Origin of the sequence: Meishania litoralis, from assembly GCF_042611095.1 — a bacterium.
GTDB lineage: Bacteria > Bacteroidota > Bacteroidia > Flavobacteriales > Flavobacteriaceae > Meishania > Meishania litoralis.
In genome coordinates this window covers 37345-54877 of sequence record NZ_JBHFPV010000005.1, presented here as the reverse complement: position 1 = coordinate 54877, position 17533 = coordinate 37345, and the positions used below count along the sequence as shown (strand labels likewise).

Below are 17533 nucleotides of genomic sequence, written 5' to 3'. Positions count from 1 at the left end.
TTGAATTTACAATGGGATTTCTCACCGCGTTCGAAATGACAAATACAATTGGAAGTTTATAGAAACTAAAGTAACTGCAATAGATCCCGATAGCCATCGGGAACAGGGTTTTAATCTTTAATCCAAATCGATAATTGCATCCGAATTTAAACTTGACCTGGCAGGTATCAGGTCAATAGCCGTTCTATTCTGAAACAGGCACTCCGTAGAGGTCAAAATCGGCGGCATCGGTAATGGTAATAGCAACGAACTCGCCTTGTTTGAGATAAAATTGGGTCGCGTCGATCAAAACCTCATTATCGACGTCGGGTGAATCAAATTCGGTACGGCCCACAAAATAATTTCCTTCTTTTCGGTCGATGATACAGTTGAACGTTCTTCCGATTTTTTCTTGATTCAGTTCCCAAGAAATCTGCGATTGCAGTTCCATGATCTCGTTGGCCCGTTCTTGCTTGATTTCCTCGGGCACGTCATCCACAAGATTATAGGCATGGGTATTCTCCTCATGACTGTAGGTAAAACATCCCAATCGTTCAAATCGCATATCGGCCACCCAGCTTTTTAAAGTTTGAAAATCGGCTTCGGTCTCTCCCGGATACCCGACGATCAATGTCGTTCGAATCGCCATTTCAGGGACTCTTTTTCGAAACTCTTGTAACAATTTTGTCGTTTTCTCCTTGGTCGTTCCCCTGCGCATACTTTTTAATATGGAATCGGAAATATGCTGCAACGGAATATCGATATAGTTGCAGATCTTTGGTTCCCGTTTCATGACTTCCAACACATCCATGGGAAAGCCCGTAGGAAAGGCATAATGCAAACGGATCCACTCAATACCTTCGACTTCAACTAAACGCTCCAAAAGTTCGGCAAGGTTTCGTTTTTTGTAAAGGTCAAGACCATAATAGGTAAGGTCTTGCGCGATCAGGATCAGTTCTTTTACCCCTTTCGCGGCCAGTTTTTCAGATTCCGTGACCAATTCTTCAATAGGCTTGCTCCTATGCCTGCCCCGCATTAAGGGAATCGCGCAAAAAGAGCAAGGGCGGTCACAGCCTTCGGCGATTTTGAGGTAGGCGTAGTTCTTGGGCGTGGTCGTCAATCGTTCCCCGATCAGTTCATGCCTGTAATCGGCCTCCAAAGCCTTTAAAAGGTTTGGCAGCTCACTGGTGCCAAAATATTCATCCACATTCGGTATTTCTTTCTGCAGATCAGGCTTATAACGCTCACTGAGACATCCGGTAACAAAAACTTTGTCCACTTCGCCGTCTTCCTTTTTTTTGACGTATTCCAAAATCGTATTGACACTTTCTTCTTTGGCATTCGCGATAAAACCGCAGGTATTGATGACCACAATATTGCCATCCCCCTCATGAACAACATCTTTTTCGTTTGCCCTTAATTGGCCCATGAGCACCTCAGAATCATACAGATTTTTGGAACAGCCCAAGGTGACCACATTGATTTTGTTCTTTTTTAGGGTTTTCGTTCTCATAACACCATATTTTACCGCTTTACCTTCGGGCGGTGGCAAAAATACAATAAGCCTTTTGAACACTTACGTTTTTCAAAGAATTGTTCAAGTTTCACGGTCTAATACAAGAAGTTTTAACGATACCCATCGGGAATTCTACGCGCTCGGAACGCTTTTTCAAAAGTGGCGCCCAATCGTAACAATTGGGCTTCGGTAAAGGGTTTTCCGATAAAGGTAAGGTTTACCGGTTCCCCCGTATCCTTATAGCCCATGGGAATTGTCAATGCGGGATATTCGGCCACGGCGGCATAACCCGCGTGATAGTTATTGATCGAAAGTAAGGCGTCTAGATTGTGTTCGTCCATCGGCGTGTCGAAGAAGGTACGGCCTTCAAGTTTTAGGCGTTGCTTGATCGCATCCAACTCTTCGACGGTCGTGGAATCTGAAAGTATGCCGTCAAAACGCGCTTGCCCGTAAGGAATACGGATCAAGGAATCCCGCAGATTGAATGCCGCCACATCTTGAACATTTCGAACAAGTACACAGTCTTTGTTCTTGACCTGGGCTTCAATGTATTTGGGCAGATCGTTTTTCATATCGATGTTCAAAATGCTTAAAAAACCATCCATTTCGATGTTTTTGGGAGTAATCTCTACAATCTCGGCGCCCTGATTTGCCAATTCCCCTATGGTTCTGGCATAGAGCGAATCGTTTTCCATCAAAGTGGTCAAGGCCCCTAACCGCATTTCTTTGAAGGGAGTAGGATGCATCCAAGCTGAAAGAATACCGGGAAATTCTTCTTCAACGGATTTCGAATCCCTATCATCATGGCCCAACATGGCGGACATTACAATAGCGTTGTCGCCGACATTTTTCGTCATAGGCCCCGGAGTATCCAAGGTGCTTGAAATCGGAACGATCCCTGTGCGGCTCAACAAACCAATGGTAGGTTTCAACCCTACAACGGAGTTCTGGCCCGATGGCGATAAAATGGACCCTGAGGTCTCGGTACCGACCGCTGCCACCGCATAATTGGCCGCGACCGAAGTACCGCTACCGGCACTTGACCCGCCCGTATCAAAGACCCTACGCCCATACGGATTCAAGGTTTGTCCGCCCACGGCGCTCTGGCCGTTCGGGCACTCGCATAAAAAATTGGCCCATTCGCTCAGATTCACCTTGCCGAGTATCAAGGCCCCATTTTTCTTCAATCTTTCCACGATAAAGGCATCATCGGTCTGGTTGTGCATCAAGGCAATGGCACCGGCCGTAGTCTTCATATTCGCAACACCGATATTATCCTTTAGCATAATGGGCATGCCATAGATCGGGTGTTTCCCTACTGCATTGGCATCCAACTTTCGGGCTTCTTCAAGAACATTCGGGTTGAGCGCAATGACCGTGTTCAATGTCGTTTCATTGGGCAACTCGTAGGTATAGATGCGATGCAAAAAAAACAGTGCCAAATCTTCATACGAAAATTTACCGTCGTTGATATGGTTTTGGATGGTGGGAATATCCTGCTCCAATACCAACGGTTTCATCGTCTTGTATTTTTCTTCCGAAAATTTTGAAACTTCATCATATAGGGGCAAAAAAACAGCGTTTTTGTCCGTCACCTTCGATTGAATAAACTTGTAGCGCATGCGCTCTTTTTCATGATCGGCATTGGCCACCAACTCTAGGGAATCGTTATAAGGTTGCCATAGCACTGGAAGTTCTTTTTCGGGCTCTATCTTTTCTTTACAGGAAAAGGTAAAGATCAAGAAGATAAGCAGTATGAACCTTTGTGTCATTTTTCAAGTTTATGAAATGCTCTTTGTTAAATATTTTGATTCAAATTTCATTAATATGGAGACTTATATTCCTAAGGCTTTAGCTCCTTATAGCTTTTAGTATAGACTAAGGCCTTTCATAGGAACCATAATTGTGCTCACGTTTTTTAATTATTTGTTTTCAACTTTAAAGTTATTTCACCAATGTTATAAGCATATATCGAAGCTGGAAGGAATGTGAATTTCAAATGTTGAATTTCCTTCGCTCCTAATTGATCGATTGAAGTTGCGACCGCATATTTGAACCCGTTTTCCTTACAAAAACGTATTAAGCTTTTTAATTCTCGAGGCTTATCATAAAATCTATTACTCCATTTAATTTCTACTCCCCAAACCGGTTTATAGGTTTTGTCATCAACTAAAACGAGATCTACTTCACCTTCTTTTCTGCCATCTTTCCATCTAGCATATGTCAAATCTAATTGTTCTCGATGCATCCATTGCGAAAGAATTGCCGTTTCAACCATGTTTCCCATTTCTTGATCTGTTTCGGTTATCGGAGAAAACAACGCTGTTCGAAGTGATGGGTTCGTTAGGTAAACTTTGAAACTTGTTACTCTTTTTAATCTTTTTGCATTGATTCCAACCTTGTTCAATACTTTTATCAAAAAGGCCGCTTCTAAATATTCAAGATACTTCTTTAATGTGTCTTTTTGAATACCGCTTTCCCTGGACATTGTCTCATAAGAAAACTCATTTCCGGTATTATATGCTATATAGGTGAAAAATCGATTTAATTCCTGAACATCCTTTATTCCATATAGACTTGGCAAATCTCTTAAAAGTACTTTGTCCACAATATCGTTCTTTACATATCTGCCCATATCATTCTGTATTTTTTCCGATAATACAACTTCGGGGTATCCCCCAAAATTTAAGTAATGAACAAATTCTTTGTTCAATTCCTTAGTGTCATGAGTTAGGCAATATTGTATTTCCTTTTCTCCATATTGGATTTCGCCCTTATAAATTAAGTGATCCAATTTTTTTAAATGGATATATTCTTGAAATGTTAAGGGAGGCAATAGAAAATCTGTAAATCTACCCGCTCCGCTTTCCGTGCTATGCCATTTCAAAGCTGCAGCTGCTGATCCCGATGCAATAAATTTGGTTTCAGGATATGAATCGACGAGAACCTTTAAATGTCTTTCCCAATCTTTCAAATATTGTATCTCGTCAAAAAAAATATAGCAGCCATTTAGGTTTTTGAGAGCCAAGGATTCTTTACAAAGAGTTAAAATATCTTCCAATCCCAAATTGACATAAATAGGATTGTCAATTCCGATAAAGAATATTTTTTGCGGATTTGCCCCTCTGATCAGTAAATTCTCAATGCAATGAAATAGCATTACAGTTTTACCAACTCTTCTAGGTCCCATTAGAACCAAAGCTCTTTTAACACTTCTTTCGAGAACAAAGGGATAAAACAGGTCAAAATATAATCTCTTTGACAATGAACTATAAGTCTTCGGAATCTCTTTAGTTATCCACCATGGATTTTCATATCGAAGTCGTTCAATAATTTTTTCTGTAGGAATAAGGTATTTATTTATCATATTTTATCCTTGATAGTACAAATATATGACAAATAAGAAGTTCTGAATACCTCTAATTAAACGAAAACAGATTTATTAATAAAAATATAACAAGATTTAAGGTTTTATTTGATAAAATCAATAATAAAGTAAAACCGTCTGATCTATTACAAGTAGGCCAGATGGCAAGCATTTTCTTTTCAGTATGCCCTCGTAGCCAAAGCCTATTGTTTTGTAATTATTTTCTTTCTTAATTACCAAATCCAAAAGATTTTTCGGACTTCATAAAAATATGAAAACCCTTCGAATAAGCCTGAAGCCTTTGTTGTTTATAGGTGATGTTAGGTTACTTTATTGTCTGTTTGCGAAAAGTTTTTTTTACTGTAATTAATTTAATATCAGTATTTCATACCACAGTACCTATAGCCCTCTTTTTAGGTGCTGGGTTTCATTATTCAAATTTACTTTGCCCTTTTAAATAATGAATCAGGTCTTTATTCTCTAATATCTTTTTATCCGTTCCCTTTATTCCAATTTCATACATTGCTTGAGCGAGTTCAGTCGATTTGATGCTAAAATTGCTTCCCAAAAGTCTAAGGACAGGATATAGATTTCGCATAATTCCATACATTAAATTGGGCTCTTTTCTTGGTTCAACCGGATAAATATAAGCTGGGCGGAAGGCATAAAATTCCAAACCTAATCTATCAATTTGATTTTCCGCCATTCCTTTATAAAGCGCAAATGACGTCTTGCTTTTTTCGGCACGGTCGGCTCCAGCTCCACTAAGTAGGCAGAGTTTTGCATTTGGACTATGTTCTTTCAACATTTCTGCAAAATGCACGGCATAATCAACCGTAATTTCCTTGAATAATTTATCAGGAACGCCACCGGTGTAAACCCCAATACAGAAAAAGGCAGTATCAATATTCTTAAACAGATTTCTATGGTTGTCGTAAACGGTAAAATCTTCAATAATTACCTCTTTTAACTTAGCGCGGGTAGTATTCGATTTCTTGCGAACTAAAGATATTACCCTATTTATTCTTGACGATGACAAGCATTCGTCTAAGATGATGCTGCCGATCATGCCTGAAGCCCCTGCAATAAGTACATATTTCATCTGTTTTCGATTCTGTGGTTAAAATGTGATTTTGAAAGTGGTGAAAACAATAAAAACATTGAAAGCAAAACGTACGAAACCATTTCGGTACCATAGGCACTATAACTCCATTGTTCATACATAAAATCGAATGTTTCGATGGTACACAAAACAGCCAGGTTGGAAAATAGAAGTACCATGACAAACGGTGTCCATTTCCATTTTGAGAAATACCCAAAAACAAACATTCCTCCGGTCAACGTTATTAAAAACCAATGGACAAACTGTACGGCCCTTGGGTAAGCAGAATTCTGTAGGTGTATAAAAGGCTCGATACCCGTGAAGTATTCAAAAAAACCGCCCAATCCCCAAACCAACATTGCCATTGTCCAAATGAGCAGTACAACCATGAATGCTTTCGATGCTATTTTCATTTTGTAAAATAGGTTTAATTCGGACTTTGCCTAAATTCATTCGGACTCATTGTCGTTTTCTTTTTAAAGATCTTGCTAAAATATTGAGGGTATTCGAATCCTAAGGCATACGCAATTTCACTTGCGCTTTCGTTGGAATTCAATAGTCTGTTCTTTGCTTTCTCAATGATGTATTGATGAATATGGTCTTGTGTGCCCTTGCCTGTCTCTTTTCGCAATAGATCGCTTAAATATTTAGGCGACATATTCAGCGTTTCCCCGCAATATTGAACGGTCGGAATTCCTAATTCCAATTGTTTTTCTTGATTGTAATACGCTCTTAATAATTGTTCGAACTGACTTGCTATATCTTGATTTAAATTTGTTCTGGTATAAAATTGTCGGTCATAAAAACGAACACAATAATTCAATAATAGCTCAATATTTGAAATGATCAAGGTTTGACTATGGGCGTCTATATTGCTTCTGATTTCTTTCTCGATTTTCTCAGCAATACCTGTGACCGTTTTTCTTTCCTCTTCGGATAGGTGCAGGGCTTCGTTTGAAGCGTAAGAAAAGAATGAATACTGTTCAATTTTCTTTCCTAATTCCGATTTTCGAATCAAATCTGGATGAAAAGCCAAGGTCCACCCATTGTTGACTTCTGATTTTTCAGCTTTTTTAAATTCCATTACTTGGTTCGGTGCCGTAAAAATCAATGTGCCATTTTGATAGTCATAAGAATTTCTACCATAGTTTATTATGGTATATGGGCAATTTTCTTTGAAGCTAATTTGATACATACCAAGTGAATACCTGAAATTATCAACTTCTAAATTGTTTAGGGAATCTCCAATTCGGTATACCGATACAAGTGGATGGTTTGGCTTTGCCATATCTAAAAATTGATGAATATCCGATATGGTTTCTATTTTTAGAATATCTTTCAATGCACTGTTTTTTGTATAAAAGAGCACACTTTATTGATTAAAGTGTGCTTTTCTATTTCTTATTTAATATTTAGGCTCGTTTTCATCATACTAAGAAACTCGGCATCATTCATCGCTTTTCTAGCTTCCAGTAAACGTTCAGCATCCGCACCCGCCACGTATCTAAGCGTGTTCGTTCCGTCAGTTGCGGCATTGAAAATCACATCTGCTACCATGTCTGGACTGTTCCTGTTTTCAGAACTCATCAATTTTTCAAAAGTATTCATTACCCCTGATGCAAACTCGTTATATTCTGTTAGTTCTTCATTGTGCTGAAAATCCATCGAACGACCTGAAAAATCGGTTTTTATGCTACCTGGTTCCACTATTTTTACTTTTACGCCAATGGGTTCCATTTCGTATTGCAAAGATTCTGTAAAACCTTCGACAGCAAATTTCGTAGCATGGTAAAGTTGCATCATTGGAAAGGTTGTTTTACCACCAACCGATGATATATTGATGAACATTCCGTTTTTATTTTTTCTAAAATGTGGCAATATCGCCCTTGTTACATCAAAGAGGCCAAAGACATTTACATCAAACTGTCTCAAAACACTTTCTCTTGATGCAGATTCGAAAGTACCCAATATGCCGTATCCAGCATTATTTAGAACGACGTCGATTTTTCCGAACTTTCCAATTCCTTCTTCAATTGCACTTGCTATACTTGTTAGATTTTGAACGTCTAGTTTGACAATTAAAACATTATCTATGGATATTAGTTCATCTTCTTTTTCAGGGTTGCGCATTGTGGCAATGACATTCCACCCTTCTGCCTGAAACTTTTTGGCTGCCGCTTTTCCTATTCCCGATGATGCTCCCGTGATTAAAATTGTTTTGCTCATTGTCTATTTTTCCAATATTTAATAATGGAGCAAAATTATGGCAACCCAAAAATGAAGAGGTATTCAAATTGCCGATAGTTGTATACTTTTTGCGCAATTGTTTTTCCGCCTTGTTCGTAGCTCGTTTATCTACGCAAGTGCTTGGCGCATAGCACACCTTTCAAGGTAGCCATACCGATGTTTTCGGTTGTTATAACCCCTCTTACATCTTAAAAAAAGAATCGACGAACTCGTATTTATTAAAGACCTGTAGATCTTCGATACCCTCGCCTACCCCGATATATTTTACAGGTATCTGAAATTGATCCGAAATACCGATAACGACCCCGCCTTTGGCCGTACCATCGAGTTTTGTGACCGCCAAGGAGGTTACTTCGGTCGCCTTGGTAAACTGTTTCGCCTGTTCAAAAGCGTTTTGCCCCGTTGAACCATCCAAGACCAATAATACGTCGTGGGGCGTCTCATCGACCACTTTTTGCATGACCTTTTTTACCTTGGTCAATTCGTTCATCAAATTGACCTTGTTGTGCAATCGGCCCGCCGTATCGATGATAACGACATCAGCATTTTGGGCAACCGCCGAGCTTAAGGTATCAAAGGCCACCGAAGCCGGATCACTGCCCATTTTTTGTTTGACCAATGGCACGTCGACACGATCGGCCCAAACCTGCAACTGATCGATGGCCGCGGCGCGAAAAGTATCGGCCGCACCCAATACGACTTTTAGTCCCTGGTTCTTGAACTGGTGTGCCAATTTTCCTATGGTCGTGGTCTTGCCTACCCCGTTGACACCGACGACCATGATCACGTAAGGCTTTTTGTCGTGGGGTATGCTGAACTCGGTTTCCTCTCCGATATTGGTTTCCGAGAGAAGTCCTGCAATCTCTTCCCGCAAAATAACATTGAGCTCATCGGTACCCATATATTTGTCTTGGGCGACCCGTGCCTCGATCCGGTCTATTATCTTGAGCGTCGTATCGACACCTACATCCGAAGTGACCAAGACTTCCTCCAAATTATCGAGTACATCGTCATCGACCTTCGATTTTCCGGCAACGGCCTTGCTCAATTTGGAAAAGAAAGATGTCTTGGACTTTTCAAGGCCTTTGTCAAGGGTTTCTTTCTTTTTAGAACTAAATATGTTTTTGAATAGACTCATTTGCTACTAAGTTAGGTGTTCAAAGATAAGGAATGGGGTAGAATTTGTCATTCCAAGCGAAATGGAATGTGGCCAATAGTTGACCGATTTGGCAATGAGATTCCTCCTGTGTCGGAATGACAGAAAGAAAAAAGCCCCATTCTTTCGAAAGGGGCCATCAAATATTGTACTGAATGTGCGTTTTATTTTTTCTGCAACCAATCGTTCACGGCTTCTGGGGCCATAACGGATTCCACAAAAACGTAGGCACCCGATTTGGGCGATTTTACCATTTTAATGGCCTTTGTCAATCGCTTTGAACTTGTTTGTAAACTTGCTACCGTCTTCTTTGCCATGATTAATATGCTTTATCGTCACTCCCGTGAAGGCGTGAATTCTATTATTTTATCTCTTTATGGACTGTCATTCTCTTCAAGATCGGATTGAATTTTTTAATTTCCATCCGTTCTGGGGTATTCTTCTTGTTCTTCGTGGTAATGTACCTCGAAGTTCCGGGCATACCTGAATCCTTATGCTCGGTACACTCTAAGATTACCTGAATTCTATTGCCTTTCTTTGCCATCGCTATCTAAATTTTTTCGAGCTTATTTATTCAACAACCCTTGTGCCTTGGCTTCTTTCAAAACCGCTGAAATGCCTTTTTTATTGATCGTCTTCAACGCTCTGGCGGAAACTTTCAACGTCACCCACCTGTCTTCTTCAGGAATGTAGAACCTCTTTTTCGAAAGATTCACATCAAACCTTCTTTTGGTCTTGTTGATAGAGAATGACACATTGTTGCCGAACATGGCCCTCTTTCCCGTAATTTCACAAACTTTTGACATTGCGCTGAATTTTTAACAGGGTGCAAATTTATATCATTTTTGCGGGACGGACAAAATTCTTTTCTAGAATTTCAGAATTTCTTTTTGAAGCAATTCAAAGCCTTTGTTTACCGCTTTTTCAACAATTTTCGTTCGGTGGTTTCCCATGTTGAATTTTTGGGCAAAAACGCGGTTCGGCGTGGCAATACCAATGAACACGGTTCCGACATCGGCATCGGAATCGCCTTTGGTCGGCCCCGCATTGCCCGTCGTGGCAATGGCAAAATCGGTATTGAACATTTTTTTGACATTTTCGGCCATTGAAATGGCCACTGCTTCGCTTACCACCGAGTTGGTGTCTATTACAGTCTTGGGCACGTTCAACACGTTGATTTTCGCTTCAGTGGCATAGCTAACAATGCTCCCTTTGTAATAGACCGAAGCACCCGGCACGGACACGATTTTTTCGGCAATCGCCCCTCCCGTAAAACTCTCCGCGGTGGCCAAGGTCATTTTTTTAGCGGTAAAAAGTTTGGCGATTATTTCCTCCAAGGTTTCATCATCTTCGATTCCATAGATAATATCGCCCAACAAATCCGACAATTTTTGGGATTCGATTTCGATCGTTTTTTCCAATACCTTTTTTTCGGTGCCTTTTGCGGTAAGTCGCAACCGTACCTTGCCCAAATTGGGCAGGTAGGCCAACTTGACAAAAGACGGTAGGCTTTCTTCCCACGATTCGATTCTATTGGCAATGGCACTTTCTCCAAGTCCGTAGGTAACAAGGGTCTTGTGAATTATATACGGACGTTCAAAGCGCTCGATCAATCTGGGAACGACCTCCACCGATATCAGGTTCTTCATTTCGAAAGGCACACCGGGAAGGGAAACAAAAACGATCCCGCTCTTCTCGAACCACATACCCGGTGCGGTACCATAGGCATTGTGCAGTACGGTCGCCTTTGCCGGCACAAGGGCCTGCATTCTATTGATATCGGAAATGGGCGTATTGGAAATATGTTTTCGAAAAAGTTCCTCTACATGCTGCAATACCTGCATGTCTTCTACTAGAGTATCATCGAAGAACTCGCAAAAAGTATGCTTGGTAATATCATCTTTTGTAGGGCCGAGCCCGCCGGTAACAATAACGATCTGAGCTCTTCGTTGTGCTTCGTGCAACGCGTTAATAATGTGCTCGCGATCGTCTTGTACCGAGGTAATCTGATATACCGAAATACCGATTTTGTTGAGCTCTTTGGCTATGAATGTCGAGTTGGTATCGATGACCTGCCCTATTAGAATCTCATCGCCAATGGTGATGATTTCGGCAAGCATTATAGCTGAAAGTCTTTTTTAAGTTCAGAGATGACCTGTTCGACATCTTTTTTTAATGCGGGGAAAACCTTTTCGATTTCGGAAATATTGGCGGCGTTCTTACCCATGGTCTCGATTTCGAGGGCGGCGGCACGTGTCTGCTCCATACCCAACAAATCGACGTTCGGCTTGATCTTATGGGCCAATTGGTAGACTTTTTCATGATCACCTCCTGAAAGTGCGGCCTCCAAGTCCTGAAGATCTTGTGGCACTTCCTCTAAAAACACCGAAATGACCGAATTGATGAAGTCTTCGTCACCCTCGGCCATCTCATTTATCTTATCAAGATTATAGATCATTATTTAACTTTTAAAGTAAAGAGTTCATGCCCTTCCAAGATACCCGAAAGATAATCATTTGTGCCTATTCTGCCAACACCTGAAGGCGTTCCGGTAAAAATAATATCGCCTTTTTTCAAGGTAAAATATTGCGAAACGTAGGCTATCAATTCGTCTATCTTCCAGAGCATGAGACCTGTATTTCCTTTTTGGACTTCCTCACCGTTTTTAAATAGGGAAAAATTCAAATCGTTCAAATCGCCGAAATCGGATTTCGGCATCCATCTACCGATAACGGCAGAGCCATCGAATCCTTTGGCTTTTTCCCACGGTAGACCTTTTTCCTTCAGCTGTGATTGTAGGTCCCGGGCCGTCAAATCGAGCCCAAGTCCAATTTCATCATAATAGGTATGGGCAAAACGTTCGTCGATGTGTTTGCCGACTTTTTTAATCTTTACAAGTACCTCGACCTCATGGTGCACTTCATTGGTGAAATCAGGAATATAAAAATCTTGTTCCTTGGGAAGTATCGCCGAATCGGGCTTGATGAACAACACCGGCTCGTTCGGTCGCTCGTTCGACAACTCTTTGATGTGCTCTACATAATTTCTTCCGATACAAATAAGTTTCATCTACTTGACAATCTATATTTCATGACAACGCCTACCGAACTATAAAAAAAAGCAACGAAGTATCAGCTCAACTTATTGTTCAATTGGCTCAACTTGATCTGGGTCAACACTTTTTTTGTGTACAATGGAAAATCGGCATTCAATATCCATCCGAAATACCCGGGTTCTTTTTCAAGCACTTCGAGCACTTTTTTACCTTTATGCTTGCCAAAGGCAAAAATTTCATTATCCTCATCATCAAACCCAATGAAACCTGCAAAATCGGCAAATTGCCTATGCGTTGAAAATTCGGCCAGTTTCTTCACATTGTTCTCCAGATCGGGGTATCGGTCCAATTGTGAAAGCAATACCTCGTATGTCGCCTGGGTATCAGCCTCGGCGCTATGCGCATCGTCAAGTTCTTTGTTGCAATAGAACTTGTAGGCCGCGCCCAAAGTTCGCTTCTCCATTTTATGAAAAATGGTCTGCACATCGATGGAGACCGTATTTTTCATATCGAAATCAATTTCGGCCCGCAACATTTCTTCGGCCAATAAAGGAATATCAAAACGGTCCGAATTAAAGCCGCCCAGATCACTGTCTTTGATAATACCATATATCTCTTTCGAAAGCTGCTTGAAAGTAGGTTCGCTTACTACTTTTTCATTCGTTATGCCATGAATATTGGAAGCCTCTTCGGGAATTTCAATTTCAGGATTCACCAACCATGTTTTACTTTCCTTGTTTCCGTTGGGATGGATCTTCAAAATCGAAATCTCGACGATCCGGTCTTTGGCCACATTGGTGCCGGTCGTCTCCAGATCAAAAAAGCAGATGGGTCTGGTAAGTTTCAGTTCCATATCGTAGGTTTTAGCACACAAAGATAGACTTTAGGAAAAAGAGAGGAAATCGACGGTACATTTTATTTGCCCAATGGCACTCATTTAACAATTCTGTAGACTTTATAATAGGTTTGCGCTTTGGTGGTAAACCCTTCCCGACCAACAATAGGCCTTAAAAGACTTGCTATCTTTTCATGGAGCCTTTCTTTTCTGTGCAGATCGACCAGATATAGGTAAAATGTCTTGATGGACAATAGAATGTGTGCAAGGTCATTAGCACCCATATTTACTTCCATTTCATTACTACCGGCCCGTATTTGGGACAATTTTTGCTCTGAAAGGCCTGAAAAATCCTCTTGATGATTATATGAACTTTCCCCTAGGTTCTTCAGATCAAGTTCGTGAAGTGCTTCGTCAAGTAAAAGTTCAAAGTCATACAAGATTACCGATCCATCTTTGGTGCCGACCCTAACGATCTCGTCCAACAATCGCTGTGATTTCCCATAGTATAAAGACCCCGCCAACGTAATCAGGTCAAACGTCGCATCGTCGAACGGCAAACGGTTTTTGTCGTAGTCGAAATATTCAACTTGGGCATGTTTTAAAGCCTTTTGACGCATCACTAGGCTCGGTTCGACCCCTGCGACCATATTGCAGTATGGCGTCAAGGCCAAGGAGGAATGTCCCGTACCCGAACCAATGTCCAATCCTTTGGGATATTTTCCCTTATTTTCAATACATTCTGCCAATATTCTACCGTGCAACGGCGGTCTATAGGCCCGGTAATGGTATGCGGTCACAGCGTCATATTCATCGATCATATGAAATTCGTTACAATCTGGTATTGATAATATTGTTATAGGCCGATCCGAAAGTATAGCTCAAACCCACACTGAAGCCAAGTTCAAAATCGGTAGCGATTTGCTTTTGCTGCAAGAGCACATCTTCAATGGAGGCATCACCCGCGGGAAGATTGATCTGGTCGCGTATGATTTCAAAACTTCCTGAAAGTCTAACCGATAGGCCTTTTATTAAGCGTATCGACAACCTACTGAAAAGCTGCACGCGATTCTTATCGAAATCATCCAAAAAAGTCGAACCCCTCAAACGGCTATAAATATTGCCCCACGGCTGTCGATAACGTACTTGAACATCCAAAGAATGGTTGAACTTGCCCTCTTCCATCTTCCCGAAAATAGTCGTATCGATATAATTGTTGTGAAAATAACCGACGCGATAGGCAAAAACTATCTCACGCCTTAGCACTTCATTGTAAGGAAAGATATTATATTCGACGGCCGGGGCAAAATAGTATCGGAAATCAAGATTCGTAAAGGTATCGTGTCTAGCCCCTCCAAAAATACCCGCCGACCAATGGTCGGATAAACTTCTTACTATACTTCCATCACCTGCGTAACGAAACCGGTCACTTGTAAATGTCTCTTCATTCTGAACGAATTCACTCGTGGCCTGGTTCATCTGTAAATCGGTACGGATCCGCCATTTTTCGGTTACGCGGTCACTTTCAAAGCCAATCTCATATTCAAATTCCTTTCTACTTGATTCCTTGTCCAATTCAGCCTCACCGTATACCTCAAAAATCCAATTGTTCCAAGGATCATCAAAATTAATGTCTTGCCGCTCGGCAAGTCCTGCATCCGAGATTTTATAATCCACCTTGCCGGCCAAATCGGAAACAATCACATATTTGAGCAGGCCATTTTTAACAGCATTCAAAAGGCCCTTGCGCACATCGTCTGAAGACATATTGGCATTACTGTCAAATGAGTTCTGGTGAACAATACCTTCGTAATCGCCCTTGCCATTGAAATTCAGCTTATAGGTTCTACCACCACTGCCATTCGCGATGTCATAAATAAAAAGTTCAATGTTGGCCAATGCCCGATCTCGTACGTGATTTACAAAATTTATTTCTTGTCGAAGGCAACTTCGCTCACAATTACAATCGATAAAGAACTGCATGGATTCCTTTTCCGATTCTTGTGAACGTACTGCAACGGTATGAATAAAAAAATAAGCGGTCAGGGTCAAAAGTATAACCCGAAACAAATCATGCATGTCAATCTATAATCTATGGCGTTCGATAAACCATAAATATATAACCATTAGCTATGTCAATGAAAAATAACAAGATGAACGACATAACCGGAACTGCGAACAGCAGGATGCTAGATCTCAAGGTTTACGTCCCAAGCCTCAAGGTAATCGGCCACTGCTTTGGCGAACATACTGCCCAATGCCCCGTTCACCACCCGATGGTCATAGCTGTGCGACAGGTACATTTTACTGCGTATACCTATAAAATCGCCTTCCGAGGTCTCGATTACCGCAGGTACTTTGCGAATCGCTCCCAAAGCCAAAATACCGACTTGCGGTTGATTTATTATGGGGGTACCGAAAACACTGCCAAAGGTACCGACATTGGTTACGGTATAGGTACCATCTTGAACTTCATCGGGTTTTAATTGATTGCTGCGCGCCCTTTGGGCCAGATCATTGACCACCTTTGCCATTCCGACAAGATTCAACCTGTCAGCATTCTTGATTACGGGAACAATCAGGTTACCATCCGGCAATGCGGCCGCCATACCGAGATTGATGTTCTTTTTCTTGATAACCTTATCGCCATCGACCGATATATTCATCATCGGGTATTGTTTCAATGCCCGGGCCACCGCCTGCATAAAAATCGGGGTAAAGGTCAATTTTTCACCCTCACGTCTTTCAAAAGCATCTTTCATTTTATTGCGCCAGTTCACCAAATTGGTCACATCGACCTCGATAAAACTCTGAACATGCGCCGAAGTGGTCACGCTCTCGCTCATGTGCTTGGCGATCAACTTGCCCATTCGGGTCATTTCAATGACTTCGTCTTGACCGTTGGGCTTATAGACCGGAGCAACGGGTTTCTTAAGTTCTTGAACCGATTCAGTCATGTTTTGAATTGGATCATTTGTCAGGGCAACATTTTGCGTAGTTGTGGAAGATGCCTTATTTTCAATATAGGCAAGAATATCGTTTTTGGTCACCCTACCTTCTTTTCCGGTTCCCGTTATGGCATCGAGTTCGGCAACGGAAATACCCTCTTGCTTGGCTATATTCTTTACCAAAGGCGAATAAAACCTATCCGAGGAACCGTTCTTATCATTATTTGACTGCAAAATCGGCGCACCTGATGTCTCTTTGGCGATTTCAACCGTCTTTTCCAAAGCTTCGACCGTTTCTTCAGGTATCACAACGGCCTCTTCACTTTCCGTTTCCGGAAGCTTTTCTTCGACCGAACCGTTCAAGGATATTATCGCAACGGTCTCACCGACCTTAACGATATCATCAATTTCGAAACGCTTTTCGACCAGAACACCTTCTACTTCACTAGGCACCTCTGAATCTACTTTATCAGTGGCGATTTCAAAAACTGCCTCGTCCATTTCTATGGTGTCACCTATGTCTTTCAACCAAGAGGTCAATGTTGCTTCGGCAACACTTTCACCCATTCGCGGTAATTTCAATTCGAATTTTGACATATTATTATTCTAAGTGCGCTTATTGTCTATTTTTTTGCAAAAATACTAAAAAAACACCCCTAAATATAAATTTAATGTAGTGTTAGTTCATTTTTAGGGAGCCTTCAAACGGAATTCGGTTCATGATACTTCTACCAAGTGTAATTTCATCGGCGTACTCTAATTCATCACCCACACCGATACCCCTGGCGATGGTCGAGGTACTGATATCAAATCCTTCCAATTGCTTATAGATATAAAAATTGGTGGTATCGCCTTCCATCGTTGAACTTAACGCAAAAATAAGTTCCTTTATTACTCCTTTTTTAGCTTTATCTACCAAAGAAACGATTGTCAGGTCTTGCGGCCCTACCCCTTCCATTGGAGATATCTTTCCTCCTAGAACATGGTATAGCCCCTTATATTGACCCGTATTTTCAATGGCCATGACATCGCGAATGTCCTCCACCACACAAACGGTGGTCTCATCTCGTTTGGGATTCGCACAGATCTCGCACGTCTCGACATCTGAAATGTTATGGCAACTCGAACAGAATTTAACGGTATTTCGCAGCTTCTGCAGGGCATCGGATAAATTGGTCGTGCGTTCTGCAGGTTGTTTCAGCAAATGCAGTACCAGCCTCAACGCGGTGCGCTTGCCGATTCCCGGCAGTTGCGACATTTCATAGACCGCATTTTCCAATAATTTAGAAGAAAAATCCATTCGCTCGGTTTACCGGACAAAATTACAT

At 41.3% G+C, this 17533-nt stretch carries 19 protein-coding genes; all 19 read right to left on the bottom strand.

Annotated elements, in window-relative coordinates:
* Window positions 1–184: 184 nt before the first annotated feature.
* On the bottom strand, window positions 185–1492 hold the full coding sequence (rimO, locus tag ACEZ3G_RS15435) for a 30S ribosomal protein S12 methylthiotransferase RimO (RefSeq protein WP_432426416.1): 1308 nt from the start codon (window positions 1490–1492) through the stop codon (window positions 185–187).
* Between the two features lie 113 nt (window positions 1493–1605).
* On the bottom strand, window positions 1606–3267 hold the full coding sequence (locus ACEZ3G_RS15430; protein ID WP_432426415.1) for an amidase family protein: 1662 nt from the start codon (window positions 3265–3267) through the stop codon (window positions 1606–1608).
* 146 nt (window positions 3268–3413) lie between these two features.
* Complete coding sequence (locus ACEZ3G_RS15425) at window positions 3414–4862, bottom strand: ATP-binding protein (protein WP_432426414.1); 1449 nt, start codon at window positions 4860–4862, stop codon at window positions 3414–3416.
* A 430-nt stretch (window positions 4863–5292) separates the two neighbouring features.
* The gene (locus ACEZ3G_RS15420) at window positions 5293–5964 is read right to left on the bottom strand and encodes an NAD(P)H-binding protein (protein WP_432426413.1); all 672 of its coding nucleotides are present in this window, start codon (window positions 5962–5964) and stop codon (window positions 5293–5295) included.
* Window positions 5961–6377: a hypothetical protein gene (locus tag ACEZ3G_RS15415; protein ID WP_432426412.1), complete on the bottom strand. Its 417-nt coding sequence runs from the start codon at window positions 6375–6377 to the stop codon at window positions 5961–5963. Before ACEZ3G_RS15415 ends, ACEZ3G_RS15420 begins: the two co-directional genes overlap by 4 nt.
* A 14-nt stretch (window positions 6378–6391) precedes the next feature.
* Window positions 6392–7306 (bottom strand): helix-turn-helix domain-containing protein, encoded by a 915-nt coding sequence (locus ACEZ3G_RS15410; RefSeq protein WP_432426411.1) that lies wholly within the window; start codon window positions 7304–7306, stop codon window positions 6392–6394.
* 59 nt (window positions 7307–7365) lie between these two features.
* The gene (locus tag ACEZ3G_RS15405; protein ID WP_432426410.1) at window positions 7366–8190 is read right to left on the bottom strand and encodes an SDR family oxidoreductase; all 825 of its coding nucleotides are present in this window, start codon (window positions 8188–8190) and stop codon (window positions 7366–7368) included.
* A gap of 202 nt (window positions 8191–8392) precedes the next feature.
* Window positions 8393–9349: a signal recognition particle-docking protein FtsY gene (gene ftsY / locus ACEZ3G_RS15400; RefSeq protein WP_432426409.1), complete on the bottom strand. Its 957-nt coding sequence runs from the start codon at window positions 9347–9349 to the stop codon at window positions 8393–8395.
* 182 nt (window positions 9350–9531) lie between these two features.
* The gene (locus tag ACEZ3G_RS15395) at window positions 9532–9684 is read right to left on the bottom strand and encodes a DUF4295 domain-containing protein (protein WP_432426408.1); all 153 of its coding nucleotides are present in this window, start codon (window positions 9682–9684) and stop codon (window positions 9532–9534) included.
* Window positions 9685–9728: 44 nt separating this feature from the next.
* Window positions 9729–9911: a 50S ribosomal protein L33 gene (rpmG, locus tag ACEZ3G_RS15390; protein ID WP_072995257.1), complete on the bottom strand. Its 183-nt coding sequence runs from the start codon at window positions 9909–9911 to the stop codon at window positions 9729–9731.
* 22 nt (window positions 9912–9933) lie between these two features.
* Window positions 9934–10173: a 50S ribosomal protein L28 gene (gene rpmB / locus ACEZ3G_RS15385; protein ID WP_432426407.1), complete on the bottom strand. Its 240-nt coding sequence runs from the start codon at window positions 10171–10173 to the stop codon at window positions 9934–9936.
* A gap of 63 nt (window positions 10174–10236) precedes the next feature.
* On the bottom strand, window positions 10237–11487 hold the full coding sequence (locus tag ACEZ3G_RS15380; RefSeq protein WP_432426406.1) for a competence/damage-inducible protein A: 1251 nt from the start codon (window positions 11485–11487) through the stop codon (window positions 10237–10239).
* A complete protein-coding gene (locus ACEZ3G_RS15375) occupies window positions 11487–11825 on the bottom strand; it encodes an Hpt domain-containing protein (RefSeq protein ID WP_432426405.1) in 339 nt (112 codons plus the stop codon). Before ACEZ3G_RS15375 ends, ACEZ3G_RS15380 begins: the two co-directional genes overlap by 1 nt.
* Window positions 11825–12436, bottom strand: a complete 612-nt coding sequence (locus tag ACEZ3G_RS15370; protein WP_432426404.1) for a fumarylacetoacetate hydrolase family protein — start codon at window positions 12434–12436, stop codon at window positions 11825–11827. Before ACEZ3G_RS15370 ends, ACEZ3G_RS15375 begins: the two co-directional genes overlap by 1 nt.
* Before the next feature lie 62 nt (window positions 12437–12498).
* On the bottom strand, window positions 12499–13275 hold the full coding sequence (locus ACEZ3G_RS15365; protein WP_432426403.1) for a 3'-5' exonuclease: 777 nt from the start codon (window positions 13273–13275) through the stop codon (window positions 12499–12501).
* 80 nt (window positions 13276–13355) lie between these two features.
* A complete protein-coding gene (locus ACEZ3G_RS15360) occupies window positions 13356–14078 on the bottom strand; it encodes a class I SAM-dependent methyltransferase (protein WP_432426402.1) in 723 nt (240 codons plus the stop codon).
* Between the two features lie 10 nt (window positions 14079–14088).
* Window positions 14089–15336, bottom strand: coding sequence for a DUF481 domain-containing protein (locus tag ACEZ3G_RS15355; RefSeq protein ID WP_432426401.1), 1248 nt, complete (start codon window positions 15334–15336; stop codon window positions 14089–14091).
* A gap of 110 nt (window positions 15337–15446) precedes the next feature.
* Complete coding sequence (locus ACEZ3G_RS15350; protein WP_432426400.1) at window positions 15447–16802, bottom strand: dihydrolipoamide acetyltransferase family protein; 1356 nt, start codon at window positions 16800–16802, stop codon at window positions 15447–15449.
* A gap of 82 nt (window positions 16803–16884) precedes the next feature.
* Entirely contained in the window at window positions 16885–17505 is a 621-nt protein-coding gene (gene recR, locus ACEZ3G_RS15345; protein ID WP_432426399.1) for a recombination mediator RecR, read from the bottom strand.
* Between the last annotated feature and the right edge of the window lie 28 nt (window positions 17506–17533).

What these genes read in the sequence shown, in the direction of transcription:
- ACEZ3G_RS15365 (WP_432426403.1), bottom strand. Translation starts at nt 13,275, where the DNA reads ATGGAACTGAAACTTACCAGACCCATCTGCTTTTTTGATCTGGAGACG.
- ACEZ3G_RS15370 (WP_432426404.1), bottom strand. Translation starts at nt 12,436, where the DNA reads ATGAAACTTATTTGTATCGGAAGAAATTATGTAGAGCACATCAAAGAG.
- ACEZ3G_RS15415 (WP_432426412.1), bottom strand. Translation starts at nt 6,377, where the DNA reads ATGAAAATAGCATCGAAAGCATTCATGGTTGTACTGCTCATTTGGACA.
- recR (WP_432426399.1), bottom strand. Translation starts at nt 17,505, where the DNA reads ATGGATTTTTCTTCTAAATTATTGGAAAATGCGGTCTATGAAATGTCG.
- ACEZ3G_RS15375 (WP_432426405.1), bottom strand. Translation starts at nt 11,825, where the DNA reads ATGATCTATAATCTTGATAAGATAAATGAGATGGCCGAGGGTGACGAA.
- ACEZ3G_RS15395 (WP_432426408.1), bottom strand. Translation starts at nt 9,684, where the DNA reads ATGGCAAAGAAGACGGTAGCAAGTTTACAAACAAGTTCAAAGCGATTG.
- rimO (WP_432426416.1), bottom strand. Translation starts at nt 1,492, where the DNA reads ATGAGAACGAAAACCCTAAAAAAGAACAAAATCAATGTGGTCACCTTG.
- ACEZ3G_RS15405 (WP_432426410.1), bottom strand. Translation starts at nt 8,190, where the DNA reads ATGAGCAAAACAATTTTAATCACGGGAGCATCATCGGGAATAGGAAAA.
- rpmG (WP_072995257.1), bottom strand. Translation starts at nt 9,911, where the DNA reads ATGGCAAAGAAAGGCAATAGAATTCAGGTAATCTTAGAGTGTACCGAG.
- ACEZ3G_RS15420 (WP_432426413.1), bottom strand. Translation starts at nt 5,964, where the DNA reads ATGAAATATGTACTTATTGCAGGGGCTTCAGGCATGATCGGCAGCATC.
- ftsY (WP_432426409.1), bottom strand. Translation starts at nt 9,349, where the DNA reads ATGAGTCTATTCAAAAACATATTTAGTTCTAAAAAGAAAGAAACCCTT.
- ACEZ3G_RS15360 (WP_432426402.1), bottom strand. Translation starts at nt 14,078, where the DNA reads ATGATCGATGAATATGACGCTGTGACCGCATACCATTACCGGGCCTAT.
- ACEZ3G_RS15355 (WP_432426401.1), bottom strand. Translation starts at nt 15,336, where the DNA reads ATGCATGATTTGTTTCGGGTTATACTTTTGACCCTGACCGCTTATTTT.
- ACEZ3G_RS15425 (WP_432426414.1), bottom strand. Translation starts at nt 4,862, where the DNA reads ATGATAAATAAATACCTTATTCCTACAGAAAAAATTATTGAACGACTT.
- ACEZ3G_RS15380 (WP_432426406.1), bottom strand. Translation starts at nt 11,487, where the DNA reads ATGCTTGCCGAAATCATCACCATTGGCGATGAGATTCTAATAGGGCAG.
- ACEZ3G_RS15430 (WP_432426415.1), bottom strand. Translation starts at nt 3,267, where the DNA reads ATGACACAAAGGTTCATACTGCTTATCTTCTTGATCTTTACCTTTTCC.
- ACEZ3G_RS15350 (WP_432426400.1), bottom strand. Translation starts at nt 16,802, where the DNA reads ATGTCAAAATTCGAATTGAAATTACCGCGAATGGGTGAAAGTGTTGCC.
- rpmB (WP_432426407.1), bottom strand. Translation starts at nt 10,173, where the DNA reads ATGTCAAAAGTTTGTGAAATTACGGGAAAGAGGGCCATGTTCGGCAAC.